Genomic DNA, 13,882 nt, shown 5'->3' on the forward strand with positions numbered 1-13,882 from the left:
TCAAGCCGGATGTCGCTCTCACCAGCTGGGCGGGGTGACCGTGCTCTTCGCTTGCTGTCCGATCGGGTCAACACCCTTTCGGAACCCAGAGCACGGTCCCTTCCGCCCTGAATGCTTGCTGTGAACACAATCACACTGCCTTCGGCTAACAAAAGCAACCGGAGCGGACTCATCTTCACAATTGCCAATTCCTGTCATGTTGGCAATTGGTCGCGAAAATAATTGGCCTTGCCATGGCTTGACCTGATGTGGTGGTCCGGACGACCTTGACTCGTCGCTCGGTCGCCGCTGCCGTCAGAGGCGCATGCCCCGGGCGTTCAGCCGCGTCGGGACCGGCGTCGGGCCGCGCGCCAGATCAGCCAGACGGCGACACCCACGACCGCCACGCCGACCACCGCGATGACAGGGACGGGCTCGATGCGCGGGCGCAGCGCGATCGGCCGTGTGAACGCGAGGACACCCCAGCCGGACTGGGCCGCGCGCCGCTTCAGGACGCGGTCCGGGTTGACCACGTAGGCGTGGCCGACGGCGGCCAGCATCGGGGCGTCCGTGATGGAGTCGGAGTAGGCGAAGCTTCCGGCGAGGTCGTACTGCTCTCGCGCGGCGAGCCGGCGAATGCCCACCGCCTTGTTGTCGCCGTAGTTGTAGAAGTCGATCTTGCCGGTGAATCGCCCGTCCGCGACGGTCATCTGGGTGGAGAGCACGTGGTCCGCGCCGAGAGCGGCGGCGATGGGCTCGACCAGCACGGCCGCCGACGCCGACACCACGACCACGTCCCTGCCCGCCGCGTGATGCTCGGCGATGAGCTCGACCGCCTCCGCGTAGACGTACGGGTCGATGAGCTCGTGCACCGTCTCGGTGACTATCTGCCGGACCTTTTCCACGTTCCAGCCGGTCACGAGCGACGACAGATGTGAGCGCATCCGCTCGGTCTGGTCTGCGTCGGCGTTGCCGATCATGAAGACGAAGTGGGCGTAGGCGCTGCGCAGCACGTCGGCGTGCGAGAGCAGCCCGCCCGCCAGGAACGGCTTGGAGAACGCCGCCGACGAGCTCGTCGCGATGATCGTCTTGTCGAGATCGAAGAACGCGGCCGTACGCGGGGCGCGCGACGTCGGTCGGGTGGCGATCTGGGGAACCTGCTCGGTCACGCGACGAGCCTAGCGGCGCCGTCCGTCCGGGGCGGCCACCAGCGGCGCGTGCCGCTGTTCGGATGAAACTCGTCAGCCCGACCTGCGGACCCTGGTCACGACGGGACGGGGGAGCGAGCCCGACCACAAGCATGGATTCCCTCCACCTGTGCACAGCCGAGCCGACCGGGGCACGTCGGCCCGGGGCCGAACGCCCAACCTGATTCCGGAGCCCGGGCAGTCAGCCCGGAGCGAGGACGGGGTCACCTGCCCGGCGGAAGCCCGGGACGGCCCGGACAGAGGAGGCGGCGATGGTCAGCACAGTGGGCGGCGTGGTGCCGGAGCCGGGGCGTGTGATCGGCGTGGTCGGCGCGTGTGGTGGAGCGGGCGCGTCAGTCGTGGCCGCGTGCGTGGCCCACGGCCTGCGCCGGGGCGGGGAGCGAGCAACGCTCGTCGACCTCGATGCGCACGGACCGGGCACGGACCTGCTTCTGGGGGTTGACGGCGGGCGCGGCGCCCGCTGGCCGGACCTGGTCGAGGCGCGTGGGGAGGTCGAGGGCGCTGGAGTGGTGGCCGCCCTGCCGCGCTGGGGCACGGTGCCGGTGCTGAGCGGTACGGCCTCGGGCGCGCCGCCCGAGGACGACGTGGTGCTCGACGTCTGCCGCGGGCTGGTGCGGGCGGGCGAGTCCCTGGTGCTCGACCTGCCGCGGCCGGGCGCCTGGGGCTCGGCCACCCGGCGGGGCAGGGGAGCCGCCGCCGAGGCGCCGGGCAGCGACGGCCTGGCCGTGCGCACCCTGCTGGCCGGCTGCGACACGGCGCTGCTCGTGGTGCCGCTGACGCTGCCCGCGATCATGGGCGCGGGGCGAGTGCGCGACGCGCTGCGGGGCGCGGGCGTACCCGATGTGCGGGTAGTGGTGCGGGGTCCGGCGCCTGGCTCGGTCGACGAGGAAGACGTGTCAGCCGCGCTGGGGCTGCCCGTAGCGGCGGCGATGAGTCGCGACGCGGGGCTGGCCCGGGCGATCGAACGGGGCGAGGGGCCGGCGATGTCGCACCGGGCCACGCTCGGCAGGTTCGCTGCCGACGTGGCGGGCGCACTGTGAACGCGCCCGTCGCTGAGCTCTCCCTGCTCGACGACGTCCGCGCGCGCCTCGCGACCGGTCGTACCGGTGCCGGAGCTGCCGTCCGCGACGCCGTGCGGGACTCCGGGCGAGTGCTGGGGTCCGACGCGCTCCGGGACCTGGAGCACGCCGCCCGCGCCGAGCTCACCGGAGCGGGGCCGCTGCAGGAACTCCTCGACGCACCCGACGTCACCGACGTGCTCGTCAACGGGCCGGACGACGTATGGGTCGACAGGGGGGTGGGCCTCGAGCAGGCCACTGTGAACCTCGGTACGGCTGCCGCGGTACGAGGACTGGCGGTCCGGCTCGCCGCTCTCGGCGGCCAACGGCTCGACGACGCCTGCCCCACCGTGGACGCGCGCCTGCCGGACGGCACCCGCTTGCACGCCGTGCTGGAACCGCTCGCCGAGGCCGGCGCGGTGATCTCCCTGCGAGTGCTGCGCACCCGCGCGTTCACGCTCGACGAGCTGGTGGCCGCCGGTGCCCTGCCGAGCCAGTGGGCTTGCCTGCTGCGCGCCCTCGTGCTGCGGCGAGCGAACGTACTGATCAGCGGCGGCACGGGCACGGGAAAGACCACGCTGCTCGCGGCTCTGCTCTCCCTCGTGCCCCACGACGAGCGCGTGGTGACCGTCGAGGAGGCCCGCGAGCTGCGGCCGACGCACCCGCACGTGGTGCACCTGGCCGCTCGTCGCGCCAACGTCGAGGGGGCGGGCGTCGTGGACCTCGCCGACCTCGTGCGAAACGCGCTGCGCATGCGGCCGGACCGCATAGTGCTCGGCGAGTGCCGCGGAGCCGAGGTCCGCGAGGTCCTCATGGCCATGAACACGGGGCACGACGGCGGCTTCGCGACGCTGCACGCCAACGCCGTGGCAGTGGTGCCCGCCCGGCTGGAGGCGCTCGCGGGCCTCGCGGGGATGACCCGTGAGGCGGTGGCCGCGCAGGCCGCCGGCGCCTTGGACGTGGTGCTGCACCTCCGTCGGTCGACCGGCGCTCGGTACCTGGCGGAGATCGGGCTGGTGGGTCGCGGCCCGAGCGGCGAGCTGGAGGTCCGGACGGTCGCACGATGGGACGGCAACGGTGGCTGTGCGGTCGAGCCGGGCGCGTGGCGCGAACTGATGGGCAGGTACGGGCCGTGGTGAGCGTCGTGGAGTCCCTCGGCGTGGGGCTGCTCGTCGCACTCGGTGCCTGGCTGGTGCTGGCGCGCGGCGGTCGCCGGGTGCGCGAGGTCCTCGTCACCCCGGCCCCAGGAGCTGAACCGGACACCGACGGCCGCACCGGAACGCTCGCCGGCGTCGGGCCCGCGCGGGACGTGACGTCCGCGGCGCGACAGGGCCGCAGGCTCCGAGCCGAACGCGGCCCGGGCGGTGACGTCCGGGTGGTGGTGATGCAGGTGGTGGCGCTCCTGCGGGCGGGGGCGTCGCCAGGGGCGTCGTGGTCGCGCGCGGTAGGCGTGGGCGCGGACCTCACGGGTGTGCCCGACGTCGACGGCCTCACCCAGGTGCTCGGCGCGCGGCATGCGGTGGCGGTGGTCGCGGCGACGCGGCTCGCGCTCGACGTCGGCGCGCCGCTCGGCCGGGTCCTCGAACAGGTCGCAGGGACGCTCGTCGCGGAGGCCGAGTCGAGAGCTGAGCGGGAAGCGGCCCTCGCCGGCCCCCGGACGACGGGGCGGCTGCTCATGTGGCTGCCGATCGTCGGCGGGCTCCTCGGCTGGGCACTCGGCGCCGACCCCGTGGGTACTGCCACGGACGGCGGCATCGGCAGCCTGGCGGTGGGTGCGGGGCTGGCGCTGCTCGTGGCCGGCCGGATCTGGTCGGACCGGCTCGTGGCCGCTGCCTGCGGTGCCGACCCGCCAGGCGTGGACGTCCAGGTCGTGCTGGAGCTGGTGGCCGCCGCTCTGCGGTCCGGGGCCGGCGTGCCACGGGCGCTGAAGGCCACCGGCGCGGCTGTCGGTGGGGCCGACGGGGTGGTGCTCACCAGGGCCGGGCACGCCCTCGTGCTCGGAGCGGCCTGGGAACGCGCCTGGACCGGAGTCTCCGGGGAGCTGGACCCGATGGTCCGGGCGCTGCGCGGTGCCTGGCTGGACGGCGCCGCACCGGGCGAGGCACTCCGGGCCGCCGGTGAGGAGGTACGGCACGAACGGAGAGCCGACGCGCGGACCGCAGCCGCACGGCTCGGGGTGCGGCTCGTGCTCCCGCTGGGCACCTGCTACCTCCCCGCGTTCGTGCTGGTGGGCCTCGTTCCCGTACTGCTGGCGCTCGGGATCGACCTGCTCGCCGGCTGAGCCGACGTCAGGCAGGGATCAAAAGCTTCGGCGCGCTCAGGGGCGCCGATGCCGTCCGCCGCACGGCGGGCGGGACCCGCTACGCGGGTCATGGAGAGATGGCCCGCGTGCGGGCCGGGTTGCCCGGAAACGGGCGGAGACGGAGAAGACATGACAACGACAAAGACAGCGGTGGCCTGCCCCGAACCGGACGACCGGGCGCAGGCGGAGATCGACGACCGTGAGTCGGAGCGCGGGCTGGCTACCGCTGAGTACGCCATCGCGACGATCGCGGCGGCCGGATTCGCGGGTGTCCTGATGGTCATCCTGAGGGGCGGAGACGTGAAGTCGATGCTCACGTCGCTGGTCCAGTCGGCGCTCACGATCGGCTGACCCATGACGGAGCGTGAGTCGGAGCGGGGCACGGTGACGGCGGAGCTGGCCATCGGGCTACCCGTCGTGGTCCTCGTGCTCGTCGCCGTGCTCACCCTCGCGGCCGCGTCCACGGCGCAGATGCGCGCTATGGACGCGGCCCGCGCGGGCGCGCGGGCGCTGGCGATCGGGGAGCAGGGGCCGGCGGTGAGTGCGGTAGTGGCCAGGGTCGGCGGTCCTGAGGCGGAGCTGGCGCTCGCGCACGAGGGCGGATGGGTACGGGTGACCGTGACGCGGCCGGTGGCAGGCGGCTGGCTGTCGGGGACGCTGCAGGCCACGGGGGCGGCGACGGCATGGGTGGAACCGTGAGCGCCGAACAGGGCTCCGAGCGCGGGGCCGGAACGGTACTGGTGCTCGGAGTCATCGCGGCGGTCCTGGTGCTCGCGTTCGGGATCGCCGCGCTCGGCGCTGCCCAGAACGCGCGCGGGGCGGCACAGACCGCAGCGGATCTCGGCGCACTCGCCGGCGCGACCGCGCTGCGGGACGGCTTTGATCCGTGCGGGACGGCGAGGACCGCCGTGGCGCGCAACGGGGCGGCGGTCGCCACCTGCGAGGAGCTCGGCGGAGGCGTGGTGCGGGTGGTCGCGACCCGGGCGGCGGCGGGCCCGGGTGGTGCGCTCGGCGAGGCACGGGCAAGCGCACGGGCCGGACCTCGAGCGGGTGATGCTGGCCAATCCGATGCGGAAATGGAGTGACATGTGTTCAGTACGACTCGTAGTATTCCTGCTATGAGAAGTACGGAAGATGCGATGAGTGCGCAGAAGCCACCTCCGCCGTCGGGCGATGTGGCGCTCGACGTGCGCGACCTACGAATGCGATACGGGACGAAAGACGTGCTCACGGGGGTCTCGTTCGAGGCGCACCGGGGCGAGGTCCTCGCCCTGCTCGGCCCCAACGGCGCGGGCAAGACCACCACCATCGAGATCCTCGAGGGCTTCCGCATGCGGTCGGCCGGCGAGGTGTCGGTACTCGGACAGGATCCGGCGCACGCCGGCGAGGCATGGCGTGCGCGGCTGGGTGTGGTGCTCCAGTCGTGGCGGGACCACGGCCGGTGGCGGGTACGGGACCTGCTCGGGTATCTCGCGCGGTTCTACGGCCCGTACTCGACCCCCGAGGTCAAGCGGCCGTGGGACGTCGAGGAGCTGATCGGTATGGTCGGCCTCGCGGAGCACGCCAACGCGAAGGTGCAGAACCTGTCCGGTGGGCAGCGCCGCCGCCTGGACGTGGCGATCGGCATCGTCGGTCGCCCTGAGCTCGTCTTTCTCGACGAGCCGACGGCGGGCTTCGACCCGCACGCCCGCCGGGAGTTCCACGACCTGGTGCACCGCCTTGCCGACTTCGAGAACACGACGGTCCTGCTCACCACGCACGACCTGGACGAGGCCGAGAAGCTGGCCGACCGGATCCTCGTGCTCGACGAGGGCACCATCGTCGCCAACGGTTCCGCGGAACAGCTCGCCCGCGAGCTGACCACCCAGGCGGAGGTGCGCTGGATGTCCGAAGGGCGGCGCCACGTGCACGCCGTGACCGAGGGAGACCCCACCAATTTTGTCCGCGGGCTGCTGGCTCGCGACCCGGACATCACGGATCTCGAGGTCAAGCGGGCCAGCCTCGAGGACACGTACATGTCGCTCGTCCACCGCGCCGAGACGAACAGTCCCGAGACGAACCGCGCCGAGACGAACCAGCCCGAGCAGGCTCCGTCCGGGCAGACCGAGGAGGTGCAGTCATGACCACTACTACGCGAACCGACGCACGATGGGTGGCCGTGCGCGCCGGGCTGTCCAGGGGCTGGCTCGAGACCAAGTACTCCTTGCGGGAACCGGGCGACCTCATCTGGACGCTGGCCTTCCCGGTCATCTATCTGGTGGTCCTGCTGTTCATGCGGGGCAGTACCGTGCCGGGCACGGAGTTCGCGCTGGGGGCCAGCGTGCTGCCGGGCCTGGTCGGCATGTCGATCGGGTTCGGTGGGATGACGGGACCGGCCAGCACGATCGCCGTCGACCGGGAGGACGGCACACTCCTCCGGGCGAAGGCGACGCCCAACGGGATGGTTGGCTACCTCGTCGGCAAGATTCTGATGTTCGCGCTGACCACGCTGGCGAGCCTGGTCGCGCTCGTCATCCCGGCGTTCAGCGTCGCGGGGGACCTGCGGCTGGACGCGCGCACCTGGGTGCTGCTGATCCTGATCTTCCTCGTCGGGATGGTCGCCACCGTCCCGATCAGCGTCGCGCTCGGCTCGCTGATCAAGCGGGCGTCGCAGACCGGGCTGCTGTTCCTGGGGTCGATGCTCCTCATCGTCCCGTCCGGGATCTTCTATCCGATCACCGCACTGCCCGAGTGGCTGCAGTGGGTGGGGCAGGCGTTCCCGTACTACTGGCTCGGGCTGGGCGCCCGGTCGGCGATGCTCCCGGAGGCCATGGCGTCGGCGGAGGTCGGTGAGTCGTGGCGCACGCTCGAGATGTTCGCGGTGCTCGGCGTCTGGGCTGTCGTAGGTATGGTGCTCGCGCCGATCGTGCTTCGCAGGATGGCTCGTCGGGAGTCGGGCTCCACGGTGGCGGCGGCACGGGAGCGTCACATGAGCCAGGGGTACTGAGTAGTGGCAGAGCAGTCCGACATCGTCCATAACCGCATAGCGATGCTGCGTGCCGAACGCGGCGTCTCCAGGCGGGAGCTCGCCGAGGATCTCGGGGTGCACTACCAGACCATCGGGTATCTCGAACGTGGCGAGTACAGCCCGTCGCTGCACCTCGCGCTGCGGATCGCGCAGTACTTCGGGGTTGCGGTGGAGGTGGTCTTCTCGACCGCCCCGTTCAAACGCCTCGGCGAGTAGGTGTCGGCTGTGAGCGCGACCGTCGCGCCTTTTGCGTCCGTTCCAGGCGCGACGGTCGCGCTCACGAGCAGGGGTCAGGGGGCGTGCGAGAGCACCGCGTCCAGGAGGCGTACGGCCGCCGCCTTGTCGAGCGGCGCGTTGTAGGAGCCGCACTTCGGCGACTGGACGCACGCCGGGCACCCGTCGGAGCAGGGGCAAGCAGCTATCGCGTCACGGGTGGCCCGGAGCCACGTCGCGCCCAGGTCGTAGGCCCGCTCGGCGAAGCCGGCGCCGCCCGGATAGGCGTCGTAGACGAACACCGTCGCCTCGCCGGTGTCCGGGTGCAGCTCCGTCGACACCCCGCCGAGGTCCCACCGGTCGCACGTCGCGAGCAGCGGCAGCAGGCCGATCGAGGCGTGCTCGGCGGCGTGCAGCGCACCCGGCGCCTGCTCGGGGGTGATGTCGGCGGCCCGCAGCACGAACTCGGGCACCGACCACCAGACGGCGACGGTGCCGAGGGTGTGCTCGGGCAGCTCCAGCTGTTCGGTCCCCAGCACCTGCATGTCCGGGACGCGCCGCCGCTGGAAGCTCACCACCTGCGACGTCACCTCGACCGGGCCGAGGCCCCACGTGATCGGTCCCCACTCCCGGGTGACCAGGTCATGGCCCGGGCCGTCCGCACGCCCGCTCTCGCCCTCGGAGGCCGGGTCGCCGGCCGCCTCGGCGACCTCGTCCCAGCCCTCGATGGACACTGACATCACCGAGCGGGACCACGTGCCGTAGTCGAGCCTGCGCCGCTGCACGACGGCGGTGTGGTCGGCCAGGTCGAGGTGCGCCACCACGTAGGTGGTGCCCTGGTGCACGTAGACGGCGCCGTCGTGCACCTGGCCGTCCGCCGACGCCGCGTCGACCGTGCCGAGCATGCGGCCGGTGCCCTGCTCCACCACACGCACCGGCGTGCCGCCCGCCCCGCGCAGATCGGTGAGGCCCGCGGCACCCTGGGCGTGCGTCCAGTACCACCCGGACGTCCGACGCCGGAGCGCACCCCGGGCGACCAGCACGTCCAGGATCCCGCGGACGTGGTCGGGGTGTCCGAACGCCGCGAGGTCCTCGGACCGGAGCGGTGCCTCCTGGGCCGCCGCGCACAGGTGCGGCGCGAGCACGTGCGGGTTCGCGGGGTCGAACACCGTGGCCTCGAGCGGGGCGTCGAACACCGCCTCTGGATGCGTCACGAGGTAGGTGTCGAGCGGGTCCTCGCGCGCGACGAACGCGACAAGGCCGTCCGCGCCCGCCCGCCCGGCGCGGCCCGCCTGCTGCCAGAGCGACATCCGCGTGCCAGGCCAGCCGGCGATCAGCACCGCGTCGAGGCCGGAGATGTCCACGCCGAGCTCGAGTGCGTTGGTCGTCGCGAGGCCGAGCAGGTCGCCGGTGCGTAGTGCCTGCTCCAGCTCGCGGCGCTCCTCCGGGAGGTAGCCGCCGCGGTACGCCGCGATCCGCCGGGCGGCGTCCGGGGCCGCATGCCGCAGGTGGTCACGGGCCTGCTGAGCCACCGACTCCGCACCGCGCCGGGACCGGGTGAACGCGAGGGTGCGAGCGCCGGCCGCGGACAGGTCGGCGAGCAGGTCGGCGACCTCCGAGGTCGCGGACCGGCGCGGATGCTCCGGCGGGGCCTCGGTCGCCACCGGCTCGGCCTCCGGGTCGGGTTCCGGGGTCGGCCGCGGATCCGGGTCGGCCGGCAGCGCCCACGGGTCGGGCTCTGCGACGGCGACCCGGCGCATCGATGTCTGCTCCTCGACGGACAGCTCGCGCCGGGATCCGCCGGTCTCGGGTTCGGCGTCCGCCCTTGCGCCGTCCGCGCCGTCGGCGGCGGCGGGCCGCCAGCCGACGATCTCCGGCGGCTGCCAGAGCACGACGGTGCGCCGCCCGGAGGGTGAGGCGTCCTCGGTGACGGCGGTGACGTCGTCGGGCGCGACGCCGATGAGGCGGGCCGCGCTGACCGCCGGCTGCGCGGTCGTGGCCGAGGCGACGACGAACGTCGGCGAACCCTCCCCGTACCGCGCCGCGAGCCTCGCGAGCCGCCGCAGCACCAGGGAGACGTGCGCGCCGAAGACGCCGCGGTACGCGTGTCCCTCGTCGACCACCACGTAGCGCAGCCCCTTGAGCAGGCGTGACCAGCGGCGATGGTTCGGCAGGAGGGCGTAGTGGAGGAAGTCGGGGTTCGTCAGGACGACGTCGGCGTGGTCCTGCACCCAGGAGCGTTCCTCGCGTGAGGTGTCGCCGTCGCACGTCGCGACGCGGACGTCGCGCGTGCCCGCCGCTTCGAGGATGCGTTCGAGCGCGTTCAGCTGGTCGGCGGCCAGGGCCTTCGTGGGGCTGAGGTAGATCGTCGTGGGGCGGACGTGCGCCGACTCGATGTTTCCGGGATCGAGCGTGGCGGCAGCGGCAGCGGTCCGGACGGCGGACAGCGCGGGGAGCCAGAACGCCAGCGACTTGCCTGATCCGGTAGAGGTGGCCAGGGCGGTATGCCGGCCCTGGTGGACGAGGTCGGCGGCGACTGCCTGGTGCGTCCACGGCCGCTCGACGCCGAGCTTCCGGTACCCCTGCACGACCGTGGCGTCGGCCCAGCGCGGCCAGTCGGCATGCTCGGCGGTGCGTTCCGGGAAGATGCGCGACGCCGTCAGCCGCTCGGCGCGCGCGCCACCGGCGAGCAGCACGTCGAGGAGGGGATGGGTGGAGGCGTCGGACACGGTGGACAGTCTCGCACCGGCTTGATCCCCAAGATGTGGTCGAGCGGCCTGTGGCGTGCGGTACCAACTTGCCCAAGTCCGCCGAGTTCACCCGCGAAATGGCGGGTTGGTGCGCCGCCGCGCCGGTAGGTTCACGCCGTTACGCCAGGTCGAATGGTTGCTGCAGGAGGAAACGATGAAGCGCTCCCTGATAGCCGGAGCTACAGCGGTCGGGTTGGTGCTCGCGGGGTTCGTCACACCCACGGTCGCGGCGTCCGCAGAGGTACCGCCACCGTCAGCGGTCGAGTGCGACGGCGCGGCCGAGAGCGAAGCGGCCGCGCTGGAGCTCGCCTCGGCGTGCGGCGACGACGTCGAGGTGCTCGGCGCGGCCGGTGCCGGCGCGGAGGTGTTCGCGGAGCCGAACGGCGGGATGCGGCTGGAGGCGACGGCGAACGATTCGTCTGTCGAGAGGCTGGCGACTGCCTGGACCGCTCTTCGCGAGGGCGGTCCGTCGAGCTACAACTGGACCGGTACCCAGTGGGTCGGTCACTGCGACCCCGCCGAGTACGCAGAGGGGTGCGCTGTGCCGGGTGTGCAGCGGCTCGTCTGGCAGTTCGACGGAATCAAGTACCTCGCTGACCTGGAGCCCCAGGACATCACCTCCGCCGAACTCTTCGCGTACGGCGACGACGCCTGGCTTGACGACGTAAATTGCACGCCGAATCACCTGGAGCTCTACGACGTGCCCCGGATCTCGGCCGGCACGACCTGGGCGAGTACCACCGCCTGGACGGCGGACCGACGCGTCGGCGACATCAGGTTCTACTGGCCGGAGTGCGGGCTGACGCCCGGATACACGGGCTTCTTCGACTTCGATGCGACGCAGCTCGCGATCAACGCCGCGCGGGACAACCGGTCGTCGGTGACGGCGGGCGTGAGGGCGGCGGACGAGACGTGCATGTCGTGCGGCTGGAACTCGTTCAAGCCGCGCGCCCAGCTCGTGGTCCGCTTCAACAGAGTGCCGGCCATGCCTACGGATCTCAGGGTCGGTTACCGGGGCTCGAACGAGTCATGTAGCCAGGAACCCATCCTCCGGATCACAACGCCGCGACTCATGGCGCACATCGTGGATCCCGACCCGAACAGCAACGACCCCCAGAATCCGTCGGGCGCCCCGGTTACCGCGACGTTCCGGATCACCCGGGCGGAGTCTCCCGATGTCACGGTGTGGGAGGGCTCTGAGTCGTCCCCGCGCAGCGGCGAGCACTACGTCGACGTACCGTCCGAGACGCTTACGAGCGGCCGGTACATCTGGTCGGTCTTCGGTACGGACAGCAGCGGCCTGGTCAGTCCGACAGCCACCTGCACGTTCGCCATCGACCTCGAGGCTCCGGCGGCCCCCGTGGTGGCACCACTGGTAGGCGGTGACGCCTTCTATCTCGAGAACACCGAGCGCGGTGCGGTGGGAGAGCTTGGGTCCTTCCTCGTCAAGAGCTCGTCGGACGATGTCGTCAAGTACCGGTACGGCCTCAGCTCGGACCTCCAGCTGCAGGAGGTCGCGGCCACCGAGAACACGGTCATCAACGTCACGCCGACCAGGTGGGGGCCGAACCACCTGACGGTCGAGGCGCTCGACGCGGCGGGCAACCGCAGCTCGACGACGAGCTATTCCATCTACGTCGGGGGCGGTGGCGTGACTCCCACCCTGCCCGCCATCACGGTGACCGGCCCGACGTCGTACACGTTCGGGGACGTGCCCACGGCGTCCGTGACGCTCAGCGAGGACGCCGTCACCCCGTACGGCAAGGTGACGGTGAAGTCGGGCTCGACGGTCGTCGGCGGCGCGGCGTTCGACGAGCGCACCGAGGAGCTCGAGCTCGACGGCCCCGCACTCGGAGCTGGTACCAAGACGCTGACGTTCACGTACCAGTCGTACCCTGGCGCTCCGGAATGGAGCACCCAGCGGACCGTCACGGTGCGGCCGCTGACCTTCGTCACGTCCCGCCCGGCCTCGATCGACGGCATCGCCCAGGTGGGCCGGACCCTCACCGCGCAGCGCTGGCCCTGGACCCCGACGCCCACGACCGTCACCTACCAGTGGCGGCTGAACGGCGCCGCCGTCGCCGGGGCGACGTCGCGGACGTGGACCGTACCGGCGTCGGCGGCGGGCAAGAAGGCATCGGTGACCATCACGGGCGCCGCGAACGGCTACGCGACCCTGAGCGTCCGGAGCCCCGCTACCGACCCGGTGAAGGTCGGCACGTTCTCGGCGCCGCGTCCGACGATCAGCGGCACCCGGCAGGTGGGCTACACGCTGCAGGCGGTGCGCGGCACCTGGTCCCCGCTGCCGACCACCGTGCGGTACCAGTGGAAGGTCGGGGGCGTCGCGGTGCCGGGTGCCACCTACTACCGGTTCCGGGTTCCGGCGTCGGCCCGGGGCAAGCAGGTGACCGTAGTGGTGACCGGATCACGCGCGGGCTACGCGAACAAGACGGTCTACAGCCCGCTGAGCGGCCCCATCCGCTGACAGCCGGCTCACTCACCGCCGGTTGACACACTGAGCGGCCGGCACGTCCTCGACGTGCCGGCCGCTCCGTTCACTCCGGGGTCCAGGTCAGCGGCTGACCCGGCCGTTCGGTTCGGCGAACGAGGTCAGGACCCCGTCGGTCACACCACGCGGGCCGATCCACCGCCGAGCCTGGTCGGGCTCGGCCACGAGCAGTTCGACCTGGGCTCGACCGATCAGAGATCGAAGAGCGTGGGCTGCTCCAGGTAGACGCCTTCCGTCTCCAGCATCCGGACCTTGGTGCGGGGCCCGCCACGCGCCGAGAACCCGCCGACACGGCGGCCCGCTGCCAGCACGCGGTGGCACGGCACGATGGGCGGGAACGGGTTGCGGCCCATGGCCTGCCCGACGGCCTGGGCGGCTCCGGGCGCGCCGAGCTCGGCCGCGACCTCGCCGTACGTGCGGGTCTCGCCCGGGGGGATGGCGCGTACCACCTCGTAGACCCGACGGTCGAAGTCGGGCACGGCGCTCATGTTCAGGGGAACCTCCGCGAGGTCGCCGACGCCGTCGCCGAGCAGCCGGACGAGCGCCGCGGCGGCCGGTGCCACCGCCGCGGGCGAGGCCTCGACGGCGCCCGGGTACCAGCTGCGCACGGCACCCCGCACCTGCTCGGCGCCGCCGTGGGGCAGCGCCGAGCCGACGATCTCCGCGTCCTCGTTCCAGACGAGCGCGCACTCACCGATCGCGGTCGGGATCACCGCGAACTCGAGCCTGTTCCGGTCCATGCGCCACACGATAGGCGGGCACACTGACGTTGATGATGTACTCGCCTCGTTCAGCGGGTCTGACCCTGACACTGACTGACGTCTCCGGGCTGTCTTTGGAGTGATCTGTCGGCCTG

13 protein-coding genes are annotated in these 13,882 nt (G+C 72.3%); 10 read left to right on the top strand and 3 right to left on the bottom strand.

Annotated elements, in window-relative coordinates:
* Positions 1-317: 317 nt before the first annotated feature.
* Complete coding sequence (locus AB0F70_RS06115; RefSeq protein WP_357444688.1) at positions 318-1,148, bottom strand: HAD family hydrolase; 831 nt, start codon at positions 1,146-1,148, stop codon at positions 318-320.
* 290 nt (positions 1,149-1,438) lie between these two features.
* On the opposite strand from AB0F70_RS06115, the gene AB0F70_RS06120 reads away from it, so the two are divergent.
* From AB0F70_RS06120 to AB0F70_RS06160, 9 genes are all read left to right on the top strand, one after another.
* Complete coding sequence (locus AB0F70_RS06120; RefSeq protein ID WP_357444691.1) at positions 1,439-2,227, top strand: pilus assembly protein FlpE; 789 nt, start codon at positions 1,439-1,441, stop codon at positions 2,225-2,227.
* A complete protein-coding gene (locus tag AB0F70_RS06125; RefSeq protein WP_357444694.1) occupies positions 2,224-3,384 on the top strand; it encodes a TadA family conjugal transfer-associated ATPase in 1,161 nt (386 codons plus the stop codon). The genes AB0F70_RS06120 and AB0F70_RS06125 overlap by 4 nt, the downstream gene beginning before the upstream one ends.
* A complete protein-coding gene (locus AB0F70_RS06130) occupies positions 3,378-4,526 on the top strand; it encodes a type II secretion system F family protein (RefSeq protein WP_357444697.1) in 1,149 nt (382 codons plus the stop codon). Before AB0F70_RS06125 ends, AB0F70_RS06130 begins: the two co-directional genes overlap by 7 nt.
* 150 nt (positions 4,527-4,676) lie before the next feature.
* The gene (locus AB0F70_RS06135; RefSeq protein WP_357444700.1) at positions 4,677-4,898 is read left to right on the top strand and encodes a DUF4244 domain-containing protein; all 222 of its coding nucleotides are present in this window, start codon (positions 4,677-4,679) and stop codon (positions 4,896-4,898) included.
* A 3-nt stretch (positions 4,899-4,901) separates the two neighbouring features.
* Positions 4,902-5,246, top strand: a complete 345-nt coding sequence (locus AB0F70_RS06140) for a TadE family type IV pilus minor pilin (RefSeq protein ID WP_357444703.1) — start codon at positions 4,902-4,904, stop codon at positions 5,244-5,246.
* Positions 5,243-5,632 (top strand): Rv3654c family TadE-like protein, encoded by a 390-nt coding sequence (locus AB0F70_RS06145; protein ID WP_357444706.1) that lies wholly within the window; start codon positions 5,243-5,245, stop codon positions 5,630-5,632. Before AB0F70_RS06140 ends, AB0F70_RS06145 begins: the two co-directional genes overlap by 4 nt.
* 54 nt (positions 5,633-5,686) lie before the next feature.
* Complete coding sequence (locus tag AB0F70_RS06150) at positions 5,687-6,670, top strand: ABC transporter ATP-binding protein (RefSeq protein WP_357444709.1); 984 nt, start codon at positions 5,687-5,689, stop codon at positions 6,668-6,670.
* Positions 6,667-7,533, top strand: coding sequence for an ABC transporter permease (locus tag AB0F70_RS06155; RefSeq protein WP_357444711.1), 867 nt, complete (start codon positions 6,667-6,669; stop codon positions 7,531-7,533). Before AB0F70_RS06150 ends, AB0F70_RS06155 begins: the two co-directional genes overlap by 4 nt.
* A 3-nt stretch (positions 7,534-7,536) precedes the next feature.
* Positions 7,537-7,770 carry a helix-turn-helix transcriptional regulator gene (locus AB0F70_RS06160; protein ID WP_357444714.1) on the top strand — a complete coding sequence of 78 codons (234 nt, stop codon included), beginning with the start codon at positions 7,537-7,539 and terminating at the stop codon, positions 7,768-7,770.
* A 74-nt stretch (positions 7,771-7,844) separates the two neighbouring features.
* On the opposite strand, the gene AB0F70_RS06165 is transcribed toward AB0F70_RS06160, so the two are convergent.
* Positions 7,845-10,496, bottom strand: a complete 2,652-nt coding sequence (locus AB0F70_RS06165) for a DEAD/DEAH box helicase (protein WP_357444717.1) — start codon at positions 10,494-10,496, stop codon at positions 7,845-7,847.
* Positions 10,497-10,671: 175 nt separating this feature from the next.
* Here AB0F70_RS06165 and AB0F70_RS06170 point away from each other — a divergent pair, with 175 nt between their 5' ends.
* Positions 10,672-13,002 carry a hypothetical protein gene (locus tag AB0F70_RS06170; protein WP_357444720.1) on the top strand — a complete coding sequence of 777 codons (2,331 nt, stop codon included), beginning with the start codon at positions 10,672-10,674 and terminating at the stop codon, positions 13,000-13,002.
* 215 nt (positions 13,003-13,217) lie between these two features.
* Here the strand turns inward: AB0F70_RS06170 and AB0F70_RS06175 are convergent, their stop codons facing one another.
* Positions 13,218-13,766, bottom strand: a complete 549-nt coding sequence (locus AB0F70_RS06175; RefSeq protein WP_357444723.1) for an MGMT family protein — start codon at positions 13,764-13,766, stop codon at positions 13,218-13,220.
* Positions 13,767-13,882: the final 116 nt, after the last annotated feature.

Origin of the sequence: Promicromonospora sp. NPDC023805 (assembly GCF_040639635.1) — a bacterium.
Classification (GTDB): domain Bacteria; phylum Actinomycetota; class Actinomycetes; order Actinomycetales; family Cellulomonadaceae; genus Promicromonospora.

Bases quoted from the DNA above. Each gene is read 5' to 3' on its own strand.
- AB0F70_RS06170 (WP_357444720.1), top strand. From the start codon at position 10,672: ATGAAGCGCTCCCTGATAGCCGGAGCTACAGCGGTCGGGTTGGTGCTC.
- AB0F70_RS06135 (WP_357444700.1), top strand. From the start codon at position 4,677: ATGACAACGACAAAGACAGCGGTGGCCTGCCCCGAACCGGACGACCGG.
- AB0F70_RS06140 (WP_357444703.1), top strand. From the start codon at position 4,902: ATGACGGAGCGTGAGTCGGAGCGGGGCACGGTGACGGCGGAGCTGGCC.
- AB0F70_RS06120 (WP_357444691.1), top strand. From the start codon at position 1,439: ATGGTCAGCACAGTGGGCGGCGTGGTGCCGGAGCCGGGGCGTGTGATC.
- AB0F70_RS06175 (WP_357444723.1), bottom strand. From the start codon at position 13,766: ATGGACCGGAACAGGCTCGAGTTCGCGGTGATCCCGACCGCGATCGGT.
- AB0F70_RS06150 (WP_357444709.1), top strand. From the start codon at position 5,687: ATGAGTGCGCAGAAGCCACCTCCGCCGTCGGGCGATGTGGCGCTCGAC.
- AB0F70_RS06155 (WP_357444711.1), top strand. From the start codon at position 6,667: ATGACCACTACTACGCGAACCGACGCACGATGGGTGGCCGTGCGCGCC.